Origin of the sequence: Limosilactobacillus reuteri subsp. simiae (genome assembly GCF_020784875.1) — a bacterium.
In the GTDB taxonomy this organism is placed as follows: Bacteria; Bacillota; Bacilli; order Lactobacillales; family Lactobacillaceae; genus Limosilactobacillus; species Limosilactobacillus reuteri_H.
The window spans coordinates 117269-140052 of sequence record NZ_JAJGUI010000107.1; the positions used below are offsets into that span (position 1 = coordinate 117269).

The 22784-nt window shown below is 39.2% G+C and carries 19 protein-coding genes; all 19 read left to right on the forward strand.

What is annotated here, in order from left to right; genetic code table 11:
- A complete protein-coding gene (gene yfmH / locus LMC10_RS06845; protein WP_020842949.1) occupies window positions 1-1299 on the forward strand; it encodes an EF-P 5-aminopentanol modification-associated protein YfmH in 1299 nt (432 codons plus the stop codon).
- Between the two features lie 98 nt (window positions 1300-1397).
- The gene (locus LMC10_RS06850) at window positions 1398-2435 is read left to right on the forward strand and encodes a helix-turn-helix domain-containing protein (protein WP_229269292.1); all 1038 of its coding nucleotides are present in this window, start codon (window positions 1398-1400) and stop codon (window positions 2433-2435) included.
- Window positions 2436-2462: 27 nt separating this feature from the next.
- A complete protein-coding gene (gene pgsA, locus LMC10_RS06855) occupies window positions 2463-3050 on the forward strand; it encodes a CDP-diacylglycerol--glycerol-3-phosphate 3-phosphatidyltransferase (protein ID WP_003666663.1) in 588 nt (195 codons plus the stop codon).
- Between the two features lie 122 nt (window positions 3051-3172).
- Window positions 3173-4420, forward strand: a complete 1248-nt coding sequence (locus LMC10_RS06860) for a competence/damage-inducible protein A (protein ID WP_229269293.1) — start codon at window positions 3173-3175, stop codon at window positions 4418-4420.
- Window positions 4421-4509: 89 nt separating this feature from the next.
- Window positions 4510-5598, forward strand: coding sequence for a recombinase RecA (gene recA / locus LMC10_RS06865; RefSeq protein WP_134907143.1), 1089 nt, complete (start codon window positions 4510-4512; stop codon window positions 5596-5598).
- A gap of 235 nt (window positions 5599-5833) precedes the next feature.
- Window positions 5834-7375, forward strand: a complete 1542-nt coding sequence (gene rny / locus LMC10_RS06870; RefSeq protein ID WP_011953420.1) for a ribonuclease Y — start codon at window positions 5834-5836, stop codon at window positions 7373-7375.
- A 161-nt stretch (window positions 7376-7536) separates the two neighbouring features.
- The gene (mutS, locus tag LMC10_RS06875; RefSeq protein WP_229269294.1) at window positions 7537-10182 is read left to right on the forward strand and encodes a DNA mismatch repair protein MutS; all 2646 of its coding nucleotides are present in this window, start codon (window positions 7537-7539) and stop codon (window positions 10180-10182) included.
- Between the two features lie 11 nt (window positions 10183-10193).
- Window positions 10194-12200, forward strand: coding sequence for a DNA mismatch repair endonuclease MutL (gene mutL, locus LMC10_RS06880; protein ID WP_229269295.1), 2007 nt, complete (start codon window positions 10194-10196; stop codon window positions 12198-12200).
- A 12-nt stretch (window positions 12201-12212) separates the two neighbouring features.
- On the forward strand, window positions 12213-12812 hold the full coding sequence (gene ruvA, locus LMC10_RS06885; RefSeq protein ID WP_229269296.1) for a Holliday junction branch migration protein RuvA: 600 nt from the start codon (window positions 12213-12215) through the stop codon (window positions 12810-12812).
- A 14-nt stretch (window positions 12813-12826) separates the two neighbouring features.
- Window positions 12827-13843 carry a Holliday junction branch migration DNA helicase RuvB gene (ruvB, locus tag LMC10_RS06890; RefSeq protein ID WP_019252993.1) on the forward strand — a complete coding sequence of 339 codons (1017 nt, stop codon included), beginning with the start codon at window positions 12827-12829 and terminating at the stop codon, window positions 13841-13843.
- A gap of 12 nt (window positions 13844-13855) precedes the next feature.
- Entirely contained in the window at window positions 13856-14944 is a 1089-nt protein-coding gene (locus LMC10_RS06895) for a tRNA guanosine(34) transglycosylase Tgt (RefSeq protein ID WP_229269297.1), read from the forward strand.
- 71 nt (window positions 14945-15015) lie between these two features.
- Window positions 15016-15480, forward strand: a complete 465-nt coding sequence (gene yajC, locus LMC10_RS06900) for a preprotein translocase subunit YajC (protein WP_229269298.1) — start codon at window positions 15016-15018, stop codon at window positions 15478-15480.
- A gap of 126 nt (window positions 15481-15606) precedes the next feature.
- Window positions 15607-16566, forward strand: coding sequence for a DHH family phosphoesterase (locus tag LMC10_RS06905; protein ID WP_003676051.1), 960 nt, complete (start codon window positions 15607-15609; stop codon window positions 16564-16566).
- A 13-nt stretch (window positions 16567-16579) separates the two neighbouring features.
- A complete protein-coding gene (locus LMC10_RS06910; protein WP_003676050.1) occupies window positions 16580-17953 on the forward strand; it encodes a DEAD/DEAH box helicase in 1374 nt (457 codons plus the stop codon).
- A gap of 258 nt (window positions 17954-18211) precedes the next feature.
- Window positions 18212-20866 (forward strand): alanine--tRNA ligase, encoded by a 2655-nt coding sequence (gene alaS, locus LMC10_RS06915; protein WP_122481850.1) that lies wholly within the window; start codon window positions 18212-18214, stop codon window positions 20864-20866.
- A 269-nt stretch (window positions 20867-21135) separates the two neighbouring features.
- Complete coding sequence (locus LMC10_RS06920) at window positions 21136-21402, forward strand: IreB family regulatory phosphoprotein (RefSeq protein WP_003666685.1); 267 nt, start codon at window positions 21136-21138, stop codon at window positions 21400-21402.
- Window positions 21399-21842, forward strand: coding sequence for a Holliday junction resolvase RuvX (gene ruvX / locus LMC10_RS06925; RefSeq protein WP_003666687.1), 444 nt, complete (start codon window positions 21399-21401; stop codon window positions 21840-21842). The genes LMC10_RS06920 and ruvX overlap by 4 nt, the downstream gene beginning before the upstream one ends.
- A gap of 9 nt (window positions 21843-21851) precedes the next feature.
- Entirely contained in the window at window positions 21852-22148 is a 297-nt protein-coding gene (locus LMC10_RS06930) for a DUF1292 domain-containing protein (protein WP_003666689.1), read from the forward strand.
- A gap of 98 nt (window positions 22149-22246) precedes the next feature.
- Window positions 22247-22783, forward strand: coding sequence for a CvpA family protein (locus LMC10_RS06935; protein ID WP_003666690.1), 537 nt, complete (start codon window positions 22247-22249; stop codon window positions 22781-22783).
- Window position 22784 lies beyond the last annotated feature (1 nt).

Here is a 22784-nt window from a genome sequence, read left to right on the forward strand (position 1 = left end):
ATGGATAGAGAAGTTTATCAAAAATTTAACCAGTCCATTTACCGTGAACAATTATCAAATGGTTTGAAAGTCCAGCTCTTACCAATGGAAGGCTACCATAAGACATATGCTATTTTAACAGCAGATTTTGGTTCCATTGATAATCATTTTATACCGTACCATCAAAAGGAGGCGATTACTGTTCCAGACGGGGTTGCCCACTTCCTTGAACATAAAATGTTTGAGAAAAAAGATCATGATGCCTTTGACTTGTTTGGTAAACTAGGAGCTGATTCAAATGCCTTTACTAGTTTTACCCAAACAAGTTATCTTTTTTCGACGACTAGTAATCTCCATGAGAATTTAGATGTTCTATTGGATTTTGTTCAAGATCCATACTTTACTTCAGAAACAGTGAAGAAAGAGCAGGGAATTATTGGCCAAGAAATTCAAATGTATGAGGATGACCCGAGTTGGCGGCTTTACTTAGGTATTTTAGGCAATTTATATCCCAAAGATCCAATGCGGATTGATATTGCGGGAACGGTTGAATCAATCAGTCATATTACACCAGAAATTTTGATGGATAGTTATCGGACTTTCTATCAACCAACCAATATGAACCTTTTCCTTGTAGGACGCTTAGATCCAGAAGAAACAATGTCGTGGATCAAGCAAAACCAAGAACAAAAGATTTTCGCTCCCGCAGAGACACCCCAACGGTTATTTAGCTTGAACGATCCAACTGCGCATGATGTAATTCCATTCCGTTCATTAACGATGGATATTGTTCGTCCTAAAGTGATGGTAGGCTTACGAGGGACCAAGCAATTTGATGATGGTAAAGAACGGCTCCACTACAAATTAGCAATTGATCTTTTGTTAGATGTTTTGTTTGACGATACGTCAGATAACTATTTGCGTTTGTACAACAATGAAACCTTGGATGACACGTTTAGCTACAACTTTGAAATGCAACGGGGCTTTCATTTTGCGTACTTTAGCTCTGATACTGATCAGATGGAACGCTTTGCCGATGAGGTTATTGATATTCTTGAAAGTGCTGATCAGCAAATTGAAGCGGCGCGGACAAGGTTTGAGGGAATTAAAAAGGCAGAACTAGGGCGGTTAATTGGCTTATTAGATTCGCCAGAAGCAATTGCTAATCGTTATGCTGGGGACCTGTTTGCTGGCGCTAGCTTGATGGATGAGATAGCGACCTTGGAAACTATTACGATTGATGATCTTTATCAAGTTGCAAAAGAGTTTATTACTCCGCAAGGTATTTCGGTATACCAAGTTGTTCCGCAACATCAATAAACTAAACTTTTCCTATAGATTTATTCCGATAAGCTAATATATAATTGAGCATGATATAATATCCAAGAGTAAAGATAAATGAAAATGGAGATAGAATAATGAGTGAGAACGAGAACGATCAAAAACGACTAGAAATCGGTAAAATTTTACGAAAAGCACGGGAAGAAAAGGGCTATACCCTTGATGACCTTCAACAAATGACTAAGATTCAAAAGCGGTATTTAATCGCGATTGAAGATGAAAATTTTGATGAACTTCCTGGTGACTTTTATGTTCGTGCGTTCATTAAGCAATATGCCAATACAGTGGGCTTAGATGGTAATGAATTATTGCAAAAATACGATGATCAATTACCACAGACTAAAACGGAAGAGTATTCCGACCACTTGGCTCAAGCAGTTGAAACTCGTGCAAACCAACGAAAAACTGTTAGTGGGAGCGTAGATAAGGTTCGTAACTACATGCCAACGATTATTATTGCTTGCGTGATTATTTTAGTATTGGCAGCTATTTGGATTACGGCTATTGCTCGCAATCATCGCGATTCTTCTACACGGATTGATAATAGTTCAGTATCTGTTTCTGGAGAGAGTCGTAAGAAGGCCTCTACCTCTGCTAAAAAGGCAAGTACAAAGCAAAGTAAATCAACGGCAATCAAGCTTCAAGAAGCACCTAATCGGAATGACACAAGCGTTACTTACACAGCAAGTCAACTTACTAAAGATACAACGCTACAAATTGAACCAAGTGATCGTTCTTGGATGCAAGTAAGAGCAAATAATAATGACTTATTAAACAGAACTTTGAATAACAATGAAAAAACTAGTGTAAAAATAAGTCGTGATACAACTTCATTAGTAATCACGGTTGGCAATGCCCGAGCAACAAAATTAAAACTCGGTAATCAAGAAATCGACTTTACTAATAATGGCCGTTACCAGAACACGCGGAATGTAACGATTAACTTTGGACGTACCCAAACAAGCAGCAGTTCAGCAAGTCAGCCGTCAAATAGCTCAAGCCAAGCTTCGTCATCCTCGGCACGTCCTAATAATGCTACTCAACCGTCTGCTGCTAATAATAACAGTCGTCCTCAGACAAGTACTAGTCAGCAAAATAATCAACCAACTCGTTAATATAAGAGGACTAAAGGAGTTAGAACATTGAATTTACCAAATAAACTAACTGTTATACGTTTAATTATTATTCCCTTTTTCTTATTATTAATGGTTCTGCCATTACAAAGTTGGGGAGCTGTAAGTTTTTGGGGAGCAACTATCCCGATGGCTCAGCTTATTGCTGCTATTTTATTTATTGCAGCAACAATTACTGATAATCTTGATGGACAAATTGCGCGACGGCACCATCTTGTAACTAATTTTGGAAAGTTTACTGATCCGCTTGCTGATAAGTTGCTTGTCATGACTGCATTTATCGTTTTAACTGGAAATGGTGTTGTTCCATCATGGGTAACTTCAATCATTATTTGGCGAGAATTGTCTGTTACGGGCTTACGTTTATTGTTAGTGGAACAAGACGGGGTAGTATTAGCTGCTAAAATGCCGGGGAAGATTAAGACAACTACTCAGTTTATTGCAATTATCTTCTTACTCTTAAATAATGTTATTTTTGCTATTTGGAATATTCCATTTGGCCAAATTATGTTATATATTTGCTTGTTCTTTACTATTTATTCTGGAGTGGACTACTTCATTCAGGGACGCGACGTCTTTTCGGATGGATTTAAATAGGATATGGAGGGTGAGAAAAAACAAAAGTTTTTTCTCACCCTCATGTTTTTTTATTCATAGTTTTAAGATTTTAGTGAAAATGATTATACTTTACGTATATATATTAATAGGGGATGAGGTTTATGGATGCAGAAATTATCTCAGTAGGAACTGAAATAGTCCTTGGGCAAATAGTTAATACTAATGCCGCGTACTTAGCTAACAGACTAACCCAACTTGACTTACCGGCTACTTATCAAACAACTGTTGACGATCAATCGCAGAGATTAGAACGGGTTATTAATCACGCTTTGACTCGTGCTCAATTAGTTTTTGTTTGTGGGGGACTCGGACCAACTGCAGATGATGTTACGATGCCTACAGTTGCCAAAGTCTTAGGGAAAGAGTTATGGACTGACGAAGAACACTGGAAATGGATTCAAAAAACATTTGAGCAACGGCAAATAAAAATGGAACCAGAGAATATTCGTCAAGCCCAGTATCCACGGGGAGGAGAGCCACTTGCCAATCCTGTTGGGCTTGCTCTAGGATGTTGGTATGAAACTAAGGGTAAAGTTGTGGTTGTCTTACCAGGACCACCCGTCGAATTTAAGGCAATGGTTGAAAAGAGTCTGATTCCTAAACTCCAGCAATATTTTCAAACAGGAAAACAAATTACCAGTCGGACATTAAACTTTTTAGGGCGGCCGGAGTCACAATTAATGGATGAAATTGAAGATGCTACTAACGATATACCAGGGATAAGCATTACTTCTTATGTTCAACCCACAGCAATTCAGGTTCGGCTCACCGTGCGTGATTTACCAGTGATTGAAGCTGAAGAAAAAATTGATCAGGCACAAAAGGCAATTCTTGCAGTTGAAGAACCATTTTTCTTTGGAGTGGGGGATGACCTTACACTTGCCAAAGTCGTCGTTGAACAATTAAAAAATCACGGATGGAAATTGACAGCAGCAGAAAGCTTAACAGGGGGGATGTTCCAAAGTACTATTTGTTCCGTACCAGGAGCCTCGACTGTTTTTAATGGTGGTTTTGTTACCTATGCTGCTAGTGCAAAAGAAAAGTTATTAGGAATTCCTCACGACGCTATTGACCAATATGGGGTAGTAAGTTCTGAAACTGCTGCGGCAATGGCTGAAGGGTGTCGCCGAAAATTAAATGTTGAAGTTGGAATTGGCTTTACTGGTGTGGCCGGCCCAGATATGTTAGAAGGACAGCCAGCGGGGACGGTCTGGATTGGACTAGCAATGAAGGGACACCCAACTAAAACCGTTCAATTACATCTTGCATCCTATGTTGGAAGACAGGCGATTCGTACATTAAGTGTTCAGTATGGACTTCAATTAATTTACCGTGAACTAAAAAAATAAACGAACTTTTGTTCACTTTTTTCTTGTTTTTTTGGCTAAAACTGTTATTATTAGTTATCGGATAAACCGTAAAAAAGGAGGAATTTGATTTGGCTGACCAACGAAAAGCAGCATTAGATGTTGCTATCAGAAAGATCGAAAAGAACTTCGGTAAGGGTTCTATTATGCGAATGGGTGACGCCACTGATATGAAGGTTGCTTCAGTTTCTAGTGGTTCCCTTGCTATTGACAAGGCACTTGGAATTGGTGGATATCCTCGTGGTCGGATAGTTGAAATTTATGGCCCTGAAAGTTCTGGTAAGACTACTGTAGCATTACATGCAGTAGCAGAAGTACAACGTCAAGGTGGGACAGCAGCCTATATTGATGCTGAAAATGCTCTTGATCCTCAATATGCAGAAGCCTTAGGTGTTAATATTGATGACCTATTGCTTTCACAACCTGATAGTGGTGAAGAAGGATTGGAAATTGCAGATGCATTGATTTCAAGTGGGGCAGTTGACTTAGTAATTGTTGATTCAGTTGCAGCATTAGTTCCTCGTGCTGAAATTGATGGTGATATGGGTGATACCCATGTTGGATTACAAGCTCGTTTGATGTCTCAGGCTCTTCGAAAACTTTCTGGTGAAATTAATAAGACAAAGACAATTGCTATCTTTATTAACCAAATCCGTGAAAAGGTTGGAGTGATGTTTGGTAACCCTGAAACAACAACTGGTGGACGGGCACTTAAATTTTACTCAACTATCCGGATGGAAATTCGTCGTGCGGAACAAATTAAGAATGGTACGGATGTTATTGGAAATAAAGCTAAAGTAAAGATTGTTAAAAATAAGGTTGCTCCACCATTCAAACGTTGTGAAGTTGACATTATGTATGGTGAGGGAATCTCTAAGACTGGTGAATTGCTGGATATGGCAGTTGAAAACGATCTTGTTGACAAGAGCGGTGCATGGTACTCATATGGTAATGAACGTATTGGGCAAGGTCGTGAAAATGCTAAAAAGTGGCTTAAGGAACACCCAGATAGCATGAATGAATTAATGGATAAAGTTCGTGTTGCAAATGGGATGGAACCGTTAAATGAAAAGTCAACGAAAGAAACTGCTGATGGTAAAGCCAGTGGTAAGACCGGTGAAAATAAACAAGAAACAATTGAAGAAGCAAGTAAAGAATAAATAATAATATTTGAAGTCGAAATTCCCTAATTTTTTAGCATTAACAGCTGAATATTAGGGATTTCCCTTTTTATGATGAGTGTTTAAGCAATTGATAAATTCAATAGTTGACACCTTAGTGTGGCAAGCTTAAAATTTAACTTGTGTGATGTTTTTTTGACGTTACACGGTGAAATTAATTTATTCATACCAACAACATAATAGTTGAAGCGGAGGTGAAATAGTGAAAATTTTAATGTTCGCCGCGCTTGCTATGGTTGTCGGAATTATTGTCGGCTATGTAATTCGCAAGGTTTCATATGAAAAACAAGTTGCAGAAGCACATAATGATGCTAAAGGTATTATTTCTAAAGCAAAACAAGAAGCAGTAACGGCGAAAAAAGAAGCTATTTTAGAAGCGAAAGAAGAGAGTCATCAATACCGCGAAAGAGTGGAAGATGAGTTAAAGCAGCGACGGAGTGAGGTCCAACGACAGGAAGACCGATTACTCCAACGGGAGGCTTCTTTAGATCATAAGGATAGCGCTCTAGAAAAAAGAGAGAATGCAGTTGGCGTTCGTGAACGTAAATTAGATCAAGAAAAAGAGCAGCTTCATCAATCAAAGGAACAAGCAGAAGCCTTAATTGAACAACGCAAACAAGAAGTTGAAAAAGTCGCTCAAATGTCACAAGAAGATGCTAAGCAGTTATTACTATCTGAAGTAAAAGAACAGTTAAAAACTGAACGAGCAGTAATGATTCGTGACAGTGAACAAGAAGCGGAACTTTCTGCAGAACGTAATGCAAAGAAATTAATTGTTGAAGCAATTCAGCGTAGTGCTGCGGATGTTGTCTCAGAGACGACTGTTTCGGTTGTTAATCTTCCTAATGATGATATGAAAGGAAGAATAATTGGTCGTGAAGGTCGAAATATCAGAACTTTAGAGACGTTAACAGGTATTGATTTGATTATTGATGATACGCCAGAAGCTGTCGTATTGAGCGGCTTTGATCCTGTACGACGTGAGATTGCTAAGATCGCGCTTGAAAAATTAATTCAAGATGGGCGTATCCATCCTGCACGAATTGAAGAAGCAGTTGATAAGGCTCGTAAACAGATGGATACTCAACTACGGGAGACTGGTGAGCAAGCATTGTTTGATCTAGGAATTCATTCAATGCATCCAGACCTAATTAAGACGGTCGGAAGAATGAAGTACCGGACGAGTTACGGTCAAAATGTCTTAGACCACTCAATCGAAGTTGCTAAGTTAGCCGGAATTATGGCTGCTGAACTTGGGGAAGATGTTACATTAGCAAAACGTGCTGGGCTCCTCCATGATATTGGAAAAGCAATTGATCATGAAGTTGATGGTTCACATGTTGAGTTAGGTGTAGAACTAACCCGCAAGTATAAAGAAAATAAAGTAGTTATCAACACGATTGCTTCTCACCACGGAGATGTCCCTGCTAATTCTGTAATTGCTGTTCTTGTACAAGCAGCAGATGCAATTTCAGGGGCCCGTCCTGGTGCTCGAAGTGAGTCATTAGAACAATACATTCAACGTTTAAAGAAACTAGAAAGCATAGCAAACAGTTATGATGGTGTCGACCATAGTTATGCAATTCAAGCTGGTCGAGAACTTCGCGTGATTGTCAAACCGAAGAAGATTTCTGATTTGCAGGCAACAACTTTGTCACATGATATTAAGAACAAAATTGAAAAGCAATTAGAATATCCAGGACATATTAAAGTAACCGTTATTCGGGAAGTTCGAGCAGTTGATTATGCTAAATAAACTGATTTTTCAGTTCCTATAAAGAGACTGGGTATAACCTTCAGTCTCTTTATTATTTTAAATAACACCCATCATTTATAGAAATCTTGCAGCAAATTTAGACAAAAAATATAATTAGTTTATTATTAAGATTAAAAAATATATTAACGGGGTGAAATTTAGTGGCAAAAAAAACAACACCGATGATGGAACAATATCAAAAGGTAAAAGATCAATATCCAGATGCCTTTTTATTTTACCGACTTGGTGATTTTTATGAACTATTTAATGACGATGCAATTAAAGGAGCGCAACTTCTTGAGTTAACATTAACAACGAGAAACCATAGTGCAAAAAATCCAATTCCAATGTGTGGAGTGCCCCATCGCGCAGTTAACAACTATATTGATATATTAATTGATAAGGGTTATAAAGTAGCAATCTGTGAACAGATGGAAGACCCTAAAAAGGCGAAGGGAATGGTTAAACGAGCCGTTACCCGCTTAATTACACCTGGAACGCAAATGGATTTAAATGGTGAACAGGCACGTGATAACAATTATCTTGCAGCGATTAGTGGACAAAATGGGGTATTTAGTATTGCCTATACCGACTTATCAACTGGGGAGCTTAAAACGACAAGCTTAAATAATGCAAATGACGCGGTTAATGAATTGGTTAATCTCCAAAGCAAGGAAGTAGTTGTGGACGGTGAGTTGCCAGCTGAAATAACAACTCAGTTTAAGCAACGAAATATTCTTCAATCACATCAGCCAACGGTCCTTAAAAATGCTGAGATCAGCTATCTTACTCAAGACCTCGATGATCAAGCCCAACAGCACGTTGTTGCGTTACTTGTGTCATACTTATTAACGACCCAAAAGCGCTCTTTGGCCCACCTGCAGAAAGCAATTGCATATCAACCAAGTTCTTTTATGAAGATCGACCACTATTCAAAAACAAATCTTGAATTAATGCGCAATATGCGAAGTGGGAAGCGTCAGGGGACCTTGGCATGGCTTTTGGATGAGACAAAAACAGCGATGGGTAGTCGTCTTCTTAAACGGTGGATTGACCGGCCGTTGATTAATCAAAATGCAATCAGTGAACGACAAGATAAAGTCCAAGAGTTATTAGACCACTATTTTGAGAGAAGTAATTTGCAGCAAGAGTTAATTAAGGTATATGACCTTGAACGCTTGGCAGGGCGGGTTGCCTATGGAAGTGTTAATGGGCGTGATCTTATTCAACTTAAGACTTCCTTAAAGCAAGTTCCTAAAATAAAATACGTTTTAGAAACCCTTGATTCACCTGTCTTTGAAGAACTGCAAAAACAATTGGATCCCTTGGACGATGTGGCAGATTTAATTGATCAATCAATTGTTGAAGAACCGCCAATTGCTGTTACTGAAGGTGGCGTAATTAAGGATGGCTATAATGACCAATTAGACCAATACCGTGATGCGATGAATAATGGAAAACAGTGGATTGCGGACTTGCAAGAACATGAACGGAAATTAACGGGCATAAATAACCTCAAAATTGGTTATAATCATGTATTTGGCTATTATATTGAGGTTACAAAAGTTAATCTTGATAAGCTTCCTAAAGATCGCTATGAGCGTAAACAAACATTAGTTAATGCTGAACGTTTTTCTACTCCAGAATTAAAAGAAAAAGAGGCATTGATAATGGGGGCGCAAGAAAAGTCGACAGCCTTGGAATATGATATTTTTGTTAAAATCCGTGAACAAGTCAAGGGACAAATTACACGCCTGCAAAAATTAGCACAACAACTTGCGGAATTAGATGTACTCCAAAGCTTTGCGGTTGTTAGTGAAGACTACCACTTTGTCCGTCCTGAAATGAATACCGGTCACGTATTAAAAATTAAAGATGGTCGTCACCCAGTTGTGGAAAAGTTTATGGGACACCAGGAATATGTGCCTAATGATGTTTTGATGGGAGAAGATACCGATATTCTCCTGATTACTGGGCCAAACATGTCAGGGAAGAGTACCTATATGCGTCAGCTAGCATTGATTGCGGTAATGGCACAAATTGGTTGCTTTGTCCCTGCTAAATCCGCTGAATTGCCAATTTTTGATCAAGTCTTTACGCGCATTGGGGCAGCTGACGACTTAATCTCTGGTGAAAGTACCTTCATGGTTGAAATGATGGAAGCAAATAATGCTTTGACTCATGCCACGGATCGTAGTTTGATTCTCTTTGATGAAATTGGTCGGGGAACCGCAACTTATGATGGGATGGCATTGGCGCAAGCGATTATTGAGTATGTTCATCAGCATGTTCGTGCTAAGACGCTATTTTCAACTCACTATCATGAACTGACAGCTCTTGAGAATAGCTTGGCGCGGCTTAAAAATGTTCATGTAGGGGCAACGGAAAAAGATGGGGAGTTAGTATTCTTGCATAAGGTAAGTGCAGGTCCTGCAGATAAGTCTTACGGAATCCACGTGGCTAAACTAGCAGGAATGCCATCCTCATTGTTAAAACGTGCAGATACTATTTTGCAAAAATTAGAGCAAAAGGATGTAAAACTACCGAATACGCCTAAAACAGCAACAGATAATTATCATACAGAACCAATATCAGCGAAGATAAATGAAGCGGCACCGGTAAAGAAAGAGTCTGCACCAGTTGTTGAAGATAATGGTCAACTTGAATTATTTGCTACTCAACCTGAGAAAAAAGAATCGAGTGTTGATCGGCGGATTTTACATCAATTAAAAGAACTTAATTTAATGGGGATGACACCCATGGATGTAATGAATCAAATTTATAAATGGCAGCAGAAATTGAAATAAGGTGATATTTAATGGGAAAGATTCATGAATTAGATAATATTTTAGCCAATCAAATTGCTGCCGGTGAAGTAATTGAACGTCCAGCATCAATTGTAAAAGAATTAGTTGAAAATTCATTGGATGCCCATAGTCACCGTGTAGATATTATTGTTGAAAATTCAGGTTTAGACAGTGTGCGCGTGATTGATGATGGTGACGGAATCGCTGCTGAAGATATTAGACTAGCATTTCACCGTCATGCAACCAGTAAGATTAATTCTCGCCATGACCTCTTTAAGGTGCAGACGATGGGCTTTCGTGGTGAGGCGTTACCTAGTATTGCTTCAGTCGCTGATGTAACTCTTACGACTGCGCAAGCTGGTCAAGAAGAAGGAACAATGATTCATTTACGGGGAGGAAAAGAATTAGTAGTGAAGCCGGCTGGTGCGCGTCAAGGAACCGATATTAAGGTAACCGACTTATTCTTTAATACTCCTGCGCGATTAAAGTACTTAAAATCACCTCAAACGGAGCTAACCAGAATTACGGACATCATTAACCGACTTGCCCTTGCAAATCCAGCGGTTGCTTTTAGCTTTACCCATAATGGGCGGGAATTATTTCGTTCGGCAGGTAATAATAATTTACAGCAAGTAGTTGCCGCAATTTATGGCGTTCAAGCAGGACGTAAGATGCTTGAGATAAGTGGTGCAGATGATGATTTTAAGGTTAGTGGTTTTGTTTCCTTACCAGAATTAACACGTGCATCACGTCAATATATAACAATCACAATCAACCATCGGTATATTCGTAATTTTGAATTAACAAAGGCAATTATTCAGGGATATGAATCAAAACTAATGGTTGGTCGTTATCCGATCGCGGTAATTAACATTGATCTGGATCCTGTTTTGGTTGATGTGAATGTCCATCCAGCTAAACGTGAGGTCCGTTTGAGCAAAGAACAGCAACTAATAAAATTGATTGCTGAAACGATTCGGCAGCGGATAGCAGTTGAGAACTTGATTCCGGATGTCGATGCTGACCAATTTATTCCTAATGATGATGAGGTAGCGGACCTTGATCGCCGGTTAAAGGAAGCATCCCCTGTTTATCACGCCGCACCGATTTCGGCAGTGCCGGCAACAGAAAAGGCAGCAACTGAGATTTCAACTCCAGAAGCTGATAATCCAGCACATGCTGACGCGCTTGATAGTGAAATTCCAGCACCGATCGTTATCCACCATCTTGAAGATTTAAATACGCCCGCAATGAAAAAATTTGATGAGCGTTATCAAAATGAGGGTGAAGTTACGCCATTTTCTGCTCCAGTTCCCACTATGACTAAGAAGCCAGTAAAACCTGCAAATATTGAATTGGATGTTCATGATAAACAAGATCAGCAGCAAAATCGGTTTCCTGATCTTCAATATATTGGTCAACTTCAGGGAACCTTTTTATTAGCGCAAGCAGGAGATGGTCTTTACATTGTTGACCAACATGCTGCTCAGGAGCGAATCAATTATGAGTACTACCGCCAAAAAATTGGGGAAGTGAGCGCTGATCAGCAAAATTTCTTGGTTCCGCTTGTTCTTAATTATTCAACTGTCGATGCAATGACAATTAATCAGCACCTTGATACGCTAGCAGCGGTCGGATTAGAATTAGAGTCATTTGGTCAAAATAGTTTTATTTTGCGCTCCCATCCAACCTGGTTTAAAGAGGGGCAAGAAGAAGACACGGCCAAAGAAATGATTGATTGGTTAATTAAGAATGGAAAACTAACTGTCAAAGAATTTCGAATGAAGACAGCGATTATGATGAGCTGTAAGCGGGCCATAAAGGCTAACCACCACCTTGATGAACGGGAAGCTAAAGCCTTGCTGAAACGGTTGCCACAATGTGAGAATCCTTTTAATTGTCCACATGGGCGTCCGGTAACTGTTCATTTTAATGATCAGGATTTAGAGAAGATGTTTAAGCGAATTCAGGATTCACACACCCCGTATGCGGATGATTTTGATGACCATGAATTTTAAGGAGGAATTACCTTGTACGAATACTTAACAGGCCTTGTAACCGTTGTTGCACCACAATATATCGTTGTTGATGTTAATGGGGTTGGCTATAAATTATTAGTTGCTAATCCCTATCGTTATCAAGAGGATCGGACTAAGAAGGTCCAAGTATATGTTTACCAAGCAGTTCGTGAAGATAATATTTCCTTGTTTGGCTTCACAGATCAAAACGAAAAAAATCTATTTATGCAATTAATCAATGTTTCTGGAATTGGACCAAAGAGTGCTTTAGCAATTTTAGCGAATCCTGATCACCAAGGACTTGTTGATGCAATTACTAATAATAATGTTAGCTATTTAACTAAGTTCCCAGGAATCGGGAAAAAGACAGCTTCGCAAATTGTGTTAGACTTACGTGATAAGCTCACTAATGAAAGTAGCAACTCATTATTTGCAACAACTCAGCTTGCTGTTGATGCGACAGTAAATCGTGAGTTGAAAGATGCTTTGGAAGCATTGGCTGCATTAGGATACAAGGAACGGGACATTAAAAAGGTTCAAAAGACATTAATGAAAGAAGAACAAATGGCAACCGATGAATACTTAAGACAAGCATTAAGGTTGCTTAACTAGGAGGTGCAAGACTTGTGGAAAATGATCATGGTATTTTATCAGATCACCCATCAGGAGAAGAAGAAAGCCAAGTGGAGATAACTCTTCGACCACAGAAACTAAGGGAATATATTGGTCAACCTAAAATCAAGCACGAACTAGAAGTATATATTAAGGCGGCCCAATCCCGGGAAGAAGCCCTTGACCATGTATTGTTATATGGTCCTCCAGGATTAGGAAAGACAACTTTAGCGATGGTAATAGCTAATGAGATGGGCGTTAATATCAAAACGACTAGTGGACCAGCGATCGAAAAACCAGGAGATTTGGTTGCTTTATTGAATGAGCTGAAACCAGGGGATGTCCTTTTTGTTGATGAAATCCACCGGTTACCCAAAGTCGTGGAAGAAATGCTTTATTCAGCGATGGAAGATTACTATATTGATATTGTTATTGGTGAGGGACCAACTGCGCACCCCGTTCATTTTCCCCTTCCGCCATTTACATTAATTGGGGCAACGACACGGGCCGGAATGTTATCGGCACCATTACGTGATCGTTTCGGGATCGTTGAACACATGAACTACTATACTCAAGACGAACTGACAAAAATTATTTTTCGTTCTGCCAAGATTTTCCATACTAGTATTCAAAATGAAGGGGCCCATGAACTATCTCTTCGTTCACGTGGTACGCCGCGAATCGCAAACCGCCTTTTAAAACGGGTACGTGATTTTGCCCAGGTAGCAGGGAAACAAAGCATTGATTCAGCAATTGTTAAGCAAGCATTATCGTTGCTCCAAGTTGATGATCGGGGCTTAGATGAGATTGATCGGAAAATGCTATTAACGATGATCAATTTCTACCATGGAGGTCCAGTGGGATTAAAAACAATTGCAGCAAATATTGGTGAAGAAACTAATACGATTGAAGAAATGTATGAACCATATTTGTTACAGATCGGCTTTATTAGTCGTACTCCTCGCGGTCGGTTAGTGACACCGACAGCATATGAACATTTAGGAATTGAATATCCAACTGATAAAAATTGATTGAGGAAAATTATGAGTAAGTTAGAATTTACAATTAATCAAAGCGATGGCCAAGCACGAACTGGGCTTTTGCAGGTTAATGGACGACAAATTGAAACACCGGCTTTGGTTGCCAGTGGAGATGAACTAGCAAAATTATCACCCAGCCAGCTTAATCAGGCTGGTGTAAGTGCAGTTAAGACAAGTGGATTAAAGCGTTGGCTAAAATATGATTCGATGACTGAAAAATTAGGAGACCTCCACCAACTTTTTCAGTGGGATGGCCTTTTATTTGTGGATTTAGGAACTGAGGAGGCCTATCACTTGGCAAAGCCGCGCGGGAAAAAACATGATGGCGTTCGTTTTCATGATCCGGTAACGGGACAACTAAAATTCTGGCAACCAGAAACTGCTCTTCAAGTTCAAGAAGCGCTCGGGGCTGATATTTTTCAAAGCTTTGACCAAGCAACAGATTATTATGCGCCAGTTGATGATTTAAAAGTAGGGGTAAAACAAACTAATGACTGGTTATCTGTTGTTAAGCCCCAAAAAGGACAAGCCCTTGGTTCAATTGTTGGTGGCGGCTTAAAAGATTTGCGAACAGCCAGTATTAAGGCGGTCGATGAGGCTAGATTAAGCGGCTATCGTTTGAGTGGGATCCCTAGCAGCTTAGATGATCAAGAGTTTAGTCGAATCATTAATGAAATTACGCCTAAACTAGAAGAGGAGAAACTGCGCTACCTCCCTGCTGCACTTTCTTTTGACCAAATGATAGAGGCAATTTTAGCAGGAGTTGATTTAATTGATAGCAATCTAGCAGCTAAAAAAGCGGCTAATGGGATTGCATTAGTTAATCAAGGAGCGACAGTTCTTCATCTTGATCGTCAACATTTTAGCTTCGATTCACAAGTGCTTGACCGTCAATGTGCGTGTGCAACTTGTCGCGCGGGCTATTCAAGGGCACTACTCCATAGTTTAATTACCAATCAAAGTTTTTACGGTGAACAACTTTTGCTGCAGCATAATCTGTTTACCCTCAATAAATTAATGAGTAGTCTACGACAAGCAATTAAAAATCATCAAACAAAAAAATTTGTTCAAGAATTATTGCAGAATCAATAGAGCATATAGCTTTTTATGGTAAAGTTTGTTAAAGTTAATATTAGTTAACTTTTTGAAGGGATGGATAAACCGTGAATAGTTTGAGTAGTTTTGTTCTTGGTGCTGCTTCATCTAATAATGCAAGTGGTTACTCAGGAATTATTTTAATCATCTTAATGGTAGCATTAATGTACTTCTTTATGATTCGCCCACAACAAAAGCAACGTAAAGAACACCAAGAGATGATGAATGAATTACACCCAGGTGATGAAGTTGTTACGATTGGCCGGATGCATGGTAAGATTGATTCAATCAATAAGGCTGACCGGACAGTTACTTTAGATTGTGAAGGGATCTACCTTACTTTTGATATGGTGGCAATTGCCCGTGTTATTAAACGAGCAGATGCACCAGCTAGTGAAGTTCCACAAGATAATAAAGCTGTTGCTAGCTCTGCCGCTGACAGTTCTGCAGATGCTTCAGCAGATAGTGCTGCTGGTGAACCTACATCTGCAGCGAGTGCTAGCGATGAACAAAAAGACAGCGAAGAAAAGTAATTTAATTTAGATGAAAATAGTCGTAAACAGGCGAATATTTTCATCTTTTTTATTTGGTTGTTAATCGCGTTTATTGCTATACTAAAAGATAGTGTTAAATTTTATTCGGGTAAGGAGAATAGCATAATGGCAGATCCATTAACAGCAATTTTTGAACAAATCAAAAAATACAATAAAATAATTATTCATCGGCATCAACGCCCTGATCCAGATGCAATTGGCTCACAAGTTGGCCTTGCGGAAATTTTGCGGGCCTCATTCCCATATAAGCAAATTTATGTTGTAGGGAAGCATATTCCAGGGTTTGATTGGATCGGTGAGATGGATACGATTGACAATCAGACATTCGATGATGCATTAGTAATTGTTACGGATACAGCAAATGCGCCACGAATTGATGATCGGCGTTTTGATAATGGGGACGAGCTTATTAAGATTGATCACCATCCTAATGATGAACCCTTTGGCGATATTATGTGGGTTGAACCAGATGCTTCTAGCTGTTCTGAAATGATTTATAGTTTTTATCAACGATTTGCAAAAGAATTAACTCTTCCCCAAAAGGCTGCCCATGCCTTATATGCAGGAATTATTGGCGATACAGGTCGTTTTCTTTATCCAGCAACAACTCCTCGAACGATGCTAGTTGCAGGTTCGTTAATGGCGGCCGGCGCAAATGCAGCGGAAATTAGTCAGCATGAAAATGAAATTACCTTACCAGTGGCCCGTCTATCAGCATACGTTTATGAGAATTTGCAGATATTAGATAATGGAGCCGCATATGTTATCTTAACCAATGAAATTTTAGAACAATTCGGATTAACTGAAGCCGGGACATCCGCAATTGTTTCTTTACCAGGTCGAATTCATGATGTTCTTGCCTGGGCGATCTTTGTAGAACAAGAAGATGGCCATTATCGCATTCGTCTCCGTTCAAAGGGGCCAACAATTAATGAATTAGCTAAGCAGCACGATGGTGGTGGACATCCCCTTGCTAGTGGCGCTAAGGCTAAAGATGAAGCAGAAATTAAACAAGTGATTGATGAATTGGACCAATTAACACAAAGTTATGCAAACCAAAAATGAAAGGGAAATAGCTATGAGTGATAAAAAATTTGCTGATTTTCAGTTACAACCTTATCTGTTAACAGCAATTCAAAAAATTAATTTTCGTCAACCAACACCGGTCCAACAACGGGTAATACCAGTGATTATGGCTGGACGAAGTGTTGTGGGGCAATCAGCAACTGGTAGTGGAAAAACACATGCCTTCCTCTTGCCGATTTTTTCAAAGATTAATCCAGAAGATCAAACCGTTCAAGCAGTAATCACAACTCCTAGTCGGGAATTAGCATACCAAATTTATAATGCGGCAAAGCAACTTAATAAGTATGCTCCTCATCCTCTTACCATTCACAATTATGTCGGTGGTACAGACAAGCAGCATCAAGTTGACCAATTAAGTCGAAAACAGCCTCAATTGGTCATTGGAACTCCGGGAAGAGTATTAGACTTAATCAAGAGTCAGGCATTGGATATTCACACAGCAAAAATGTTTGTAGTGGATGAAGCGGACATGACCCTGGATATGGGATTCTTACATGAAGTTGACCAAATTGCCAGTCATTTTCCTGATGACCTTCAAATGATGGTTTTCTCAGCAACGATTCCGCAGAAACTGCGCCCATTCTTAAAAAAGTATATGGAAAATCCAGTAGTTGAAGAGATTCCTACTGAAGCAGTAATTAATCCGGATGTTGATAATTGGTTAATGTCAACTAAGGGGCAGGATCGTAATCAGCTAATTTATCGATTGTTGACTCTTGGAGAACCATATCTTGCGTTGGTATTTGCTAATACAAAAGAACGAGCAGTTGAATTAACCCAGTACTTAGAAAATCAAGGGCTCAAAGTAGCAATGATTCATGGGGGACTAGAAGCCCGTCGTCGTAAACGGACAATGCGGCAAATTCGTGATCTTGAATATCAATATGTTGTAGCAACTGATCTAGCAGCTCGTGGAATTGATATTGATGGAGTATCACTAGTAATCAATGACGACTTGCCAACTGATCTTGAATATTTTGTTCATCGGGTTGGTCGTACCGGGCGAAATGGGATGAAAGGAACAGCCATTACCTTATATGAACCGGCAGAAGATGATTTAATTGCTAAGCTTGAGGAGCGGGGAGTTAAATTTGTACCAAAAGAATTAAAGAATGGTCAACTAGTAACTACCCATGACCGTAATCGTCGGAAGCATTATAAGCGGCGGCAAAATGAACTTGATCCGTCAATGAAGGGTTACGTAAAAAAGACTAAGAAGAAGGTTAAACCTGGTTATAAGAAACGGATTAAAAAGGCGATTAAAGAAGACGAACAGCAAAAACGAAAGCTAGAATTACGGCATAAAATTCGGAAAGCTAAGCGTGCACGACAAAAACAACATCGCCGTGAACGAAATGCCCGTTGATTTTAAAGTAATTGTTCGCTATAATATGACACGTTTGGGACATGCTATAACTAATGGAAAATTTCAGAGACAGTTGGTAAGGTGTGACAACTGATTTCCTAGCCTTAGTGCTCCCCATTCGGATAATTTGATATTTAACCTTGGGCAACCAAGAAGTAAAGAGGTAAACGAATTCCATCGTTGCAAGCAGAGTGGTACCGCGTCAATCCGGCGTCTCTGATTCGCAATGGTGGTTTTTGTTTTAGAAAGGGCGATTTGATGAAAGAGTTAAAGAAGCTAAATAGTGCTCAAGTACGGCGGATGTACTTGAAGTTTTTTGAAGAGCATGGCCACCAAGTTATGCCGAGTGCATCATTAGTTCCAGTAAATGATCCAACATTACTATGGATTAACTCTGGGGTTGCCACAATGAAGAAATACTTTGATGGGAAAGTTGTTCCTGATAATCCACGGATGACAAGCTCACAAAAGAGTATTCGAACGAATGATATTGAAAACGTTGGTAAGACTGCCCGGCACCATACCATGTTTGAAATGTTAGGTAACTTCTCTGTTGGTGATTACTTTAAAAATGAAGTAATTCCATGGGCTTGGGAATTACTAACAAGTGATGAATGGTTTGGTTTTGATCCTGAACGGCTATACATTACTTATTACCCTAAAGACCATGACGCTTATAATCGCTGGCGTGAAGTAGGTGTTGCTGAAGATCACTTAATTGCTGATGAGGATAACTTCTGGGATATTGGTCAAGGTCCATCTGGTCCAGATACGGAAATTTTTTATGACCGTGGTCAAGAATTTAATAATTTAGCCGATGATGATCCAGAAAACTATCCTGGCGGTGAAAATGAACGCTACCTTGAAATTTGGAATATTGTCTTTAGTCAATTTAACCATACACCAGAAGATACTTACGAACCACTTCCTCATAAGAATATTGATACGGGGATGGGTCTTGAACGGGTTGTTTCAATCTTTGAAAATGCCCCTACTAACTTTGAAACCGACTTATTTATGCCATTAATCAAGCAAGCTGAAGAGTTTAGTGGTACTAAGAAGTATGGTCAAAATAAAGAAGACGATATTCAATTTAAGATTATCGCTGATCATATTCGGACAATTACCTTTGCGATCGGGGATGGCGCCTTGCCTTCAAATGTTGGTCGTGGATACGTTATTCGGCGGTTGCTTCGGCGAGCAGTTGTTGCTGGAAAGAAGTTGGGAATCGATGAACCATTTTTAGCAAAGATGGTTCCAACAGTCGGCAAAATCATGGAAGATTACTATCCTGATGTTCTTAAAAATGCTGACTATATTGCTTCGGTTATTGAATCAGAGGAAGACCGCTTTAGTGCAACCTTAAATGGCGGATTAAACTTGTTGAATAACGTGATTGCTGAAGCTAAGGAAAATAAGACCAACGAAATTGATGGACGGACAGCCTTTAAACTTTATGATACTTATGGTTTCCCAATTGAATTAACCAAGGAATATGCTGAAGATGAAGGACTAACAGTTGATGAAAAGGGCTTCCAAGCAGCAATGACGGAGCAGCAAAATCGTGCTCGTAATGCCCGTGATATGGATAACGGGATGGGGGTTCAAACTGATTTATGGACTTCATTCAAAGAAGATAGCAAATATGTTGGTTACACTGATTTGACCGTTGATAATGCAAAAGTTATCGGCTTAGCACATGATGGTCAACAAGCGGATGAAGCACAACCGGGTGATAAGAACATTGAACTAATTTTTGACGTAACGCCATTCTATGCTGAAATGGGAGGTCAAGTCGCTGATACTGGTGACATTATTGATAACTATGGTAAAAAAGTTGGCCGTGTGGTTGATGTCCAACACGCACCAAACCAGCAAAACCTTCACCGGGTAGAATTAACTGCCCCTATTAAAAAGGGTGCCCGTTACAAACTGGTTGTTGACCGTATTCGTCACCTTAAGATTGAAAAGAACCATACAGCAACGCACTTGTTAGACCAAGCATTACGGAACGTTCTTGGTGGTCATACTCAACAAGCCGGATCATTAGTTGAAGAACATTACCTACGTTTTGACTTTAACCACTTTGGTCAAGTAACTGCTGAGGACCTCAAGAAGGTTGAGAACATGGTTAATGAGCAAATCTGGAAGGAAATCCCAGTCAAGACAGTTGAAACTGATATTGATTCTGCTAAGGAAATGGGTGCTATCGCCTTATTCTCAGATAAGTATGGTGATAAGGTTCGGGTTGTTAAGATTGGTGACTTTAACACTGAGTTCTGTGGTGGTGATCACGTTAAAAATACTAATGAGCTTGGTCTCTTCAAGATTGTTTCTGAAGGAGGAGTTGGTGCTGGAGTACGGCGGATCGAAGCAGTAACTTCCAGTGATGCCTTTAAGTTCCTTCAAGATCGTGATGACCTCTTAACAAAGAGCGCTGCTAGTTTGAAGGTTGCTCAGATTAAGGAAGTTCCTCACCAAGTAGAAACATTACAAAATGAACTTAAAGAAGCTCAAAAGCAAAATGAGTCTCTTCAAGCTAAGATTGCTGCTCAACAAGCTAATAATGTTTTTGAAAACGTTCAAGCAACCAAGAATGGAAGTTTAATTGCTGCCGAAGTTCAAGTTGCTGGAATGGGTCAATTACGGCAACTTGCTGATACTTGGCGCTCAAAGGCTCTTTCTGATGTTCTAGTTCTTGCTACAGCCAGTGATGGTAAAGCAAACTTATTAGTGGCTGTTAGTGATGATAAAACTAAGGAAGGCTTAAAAGCCGGTGACCTTATTAAGGCGATTGCACCAGCCATTAATGGTGGCGGTGGTGGTCGGCCAAACCTCGCCCAAGCTGGTGGAAAGAATCCAGCCGGAATCAAGGAAGCCTTAAGCCAAGCTAAAGATTACCTCGATAAGTAAATCAAAAATGAGAAGGAAATAACCATCTCATAGTCTAAGAGATTGAAAGAAACCAATTTTTGAATTCTTTCAATCTCTTTTTGTAAGAACTTCTTAAAGTAATAAAAAAATACTATCAAGAAACCCTATTATCAGCTATAATTATAAAACTTGTAGTTTGAGATAAAACTAATATTACTGTTTACTTACAATTGACAAATGTAAATTGTGATTTTAATAAGAATATAGTAAAATTGATGGTTGAAAAGAATATCTGGAGGTGACGATTGATGGCTACAAATGATAAAACGATGTTCTTTGATTTTGGTCAAGAACGTCAAGAAGATATTAAGCAAACATTAAAGACGGTTTATGAATCATTAGAAGAAAAGGGATATAACCCGATTAACCAAATTGTTGGTTATCTTTTATCCGGTGATCCTGCTTATATTCCGCGTTTGAATGATGCACGTAACTTGATTCGTCAACATGAACGTGACGAAATTATTGAAGAGCTTGTTCGGTCATACCTAAAGAATAACGGTGAAACTAAATGAGATTAATGGGATTAGACGTTGGCTCTAAAACGGTTGGCATTTCCGTAAGCGATCCTCTCGGTTGGACGGCCCAAGCAGTTGAGATTATTCCAATTGATGAAGAAAACGAAATTTTTGGGATTGATCGTGTTGCCGAGCTAGTGAAAAAAGAACAGGTAGCTGGGTTTGTAATTGGCCTTCCTAAAAATATGAATAATACAGAGGGTCCTCGTGTTGAAGCATCTCAGCACTATGGCAAGCTATTACAACAACGTTTTCCAGATATTCCTATTGACTTTCAAGATGAACGTTTAACGACGGTTGAGGCACACCGAATGCTAGTTGAAGAAGCGGACATTTCACGTGCTAAGCAGAAAAAAGTTATCGATGAAGTTGCAGCAACATTCATTTTACAAAGCTATTTGGATCGCCATGGCCGCCTTGTGAATAAGCTAAAATGAGGTATTAAAATGAGTAAACAAGAAAATAACGAAGACATGATTACGTTAATTGATGAGAATGGTAATGAACAATTATTTAAGGAATTGTTTACGTTTGATTCTGATGATTATGGCAAATCATATATCTTTATCTATCCAGCGGAACAAGAAAATGACGATTCCGTTGACATTCAAGCTTACATTATAGCTGATAATGAAGATAACGATGGACAGGACCTTGTTCCAATTGAAGATGATAAGGAATGGGACATGGTTGAAGAAGTATTAAATACTTTCCTTGATAATGATGGCAACTTCAAGGCCTAATTAAAATTACCGGCTAAATAAAATATTAACAAAAGGGAGCTGTAGACACATTTGTCACAGTCCTTTTTCTTTACAAGCAGAATGAAAGGATCATTAGGATGATTTTAACAACCTTTATTATTTTGATTTTAATGGGGTGCTTTATTAATGGTCATCGCCGCGGATTATTGACAATGACGTTAATGCTGGGGACATATATAGTAGCTTGGATCGTTGCTCGCCAGGGAGCCCAATTGATTGGTGGCTGGTTAAAATCGTTATTACCAAGTATTGGAACCCCGGCAACTTTTTCCGAGAGCTTGCTTGCAAATGTAAATAGTAATCTTTTCTTTTATAATGGAATTGCCTTTATGATAATTTTTACAATTGTTTCAATTCTTTGTCACTGGGGAATTCGTCAGTTAAACTGGATAAAGAGGATTCCAGTGGTGGGAACAGTTGATAAGATCGCAGGTGGGTTAATCTCATTTTTAATTGGCTATTTGATTATTTACGTTGTTTTACTAATTATGCAATTATTTCCAGCAGGTTGGTGGCAAATGCAAATAGCAAACTCAGAACTAGCGCGTTTTATGATTAATCAAACACCAGGAATAGCGCATTTAGTAATTGATACGCTAGTACAGGGGGGATAAA

Bases quoted from the DNA above. Each gene is read 5' to 3' on its own strand.
- yfmH (WP_020842949.1), top strand. From the start codon at position 1: ATGGATAGAGAAGTTTATCAAAAATTTAACCAGTCCATTTACCGTGAA.
- LMC10_RS06850 (WP_229269292.1), top strand. From the start codon at position 1,398: ATGAGTGAGAACGAGAACGATCAAAAACGACTAGAAATCGGTAAAATT.
- LMC10_RS06860 (WP_229269293.1), top strand. From the start codon at position 3,173: ATGGATGCAGAAATTATCTCAGTAGGAACTGAAATAGTCCTTGGGCAA.
- rny (WP_011953420.1), top strand. From the start codon at position 5,834: ATGTTCGCCGCGCTTGCTATGGTTGTCGGAATTATTGTCGGCTATGTA.
- mutL (WP_229269295.1), top strand. From the start codon at position 10,194: ATGGGAAAGATTCATGAATTAGATAATATTTTAGCCAATCAAATTGCT.
- LMC10_RS06895 (WP_229269297.1), top strand. From the start codon at position 13,856: ATGAGTAAGTTAGAATTTACAATTAATCAAAGCGATGGCCAAGCACGA.
- LMC10_RS06905 (WP_003676051.1), top strand. From the start codon at position 15,607: ATGGCAGATCCATTAACAGCAATTTTTGAACAAATCAAAAAATACAAT.
- LMC10_RS06910 (WP_003676050.1), top strand. From the start codon at position 16,580: ATGAGTGATAAAAAATTTGCTGATTTTCAGTTACAACCTTATCTGTTA.
- alaS (WP_122481850.1), top strand. From the start codon at position 18,212: ATGAAAGAGTTAAAGAAGCTAAATAGTGCTCAAGTACGGCGGATGTAC.
- LMC10_RS06920 (WP_003666685.1), top strand. From the start codon at position 21,136: ATGGCTACAAATGATAAAACGATGTTCTTTGATTTTGGTCAAGAACGT.
- ruvX (WP_003666687.1), top strand. From the start codon at position 21,399: ATGAGATTAATGGGATTAGACGTTGGCTCTAAAACGGTTGGCATTTCC.
- LMC10_RS06930 (WP_003666689.1), top strand. From the start codon at position 21,852: ATGAGTAAACAAGAAAATAACGAAGACATGATTACGTTAATTGATGAG.
- LMC10_RS06935 (WP_003666690.1), top strand. From the start codon at position 22,247: ATGATTTTAACAACCTTTATTATTTTGATTTTAATGGGGTGCTTTATT.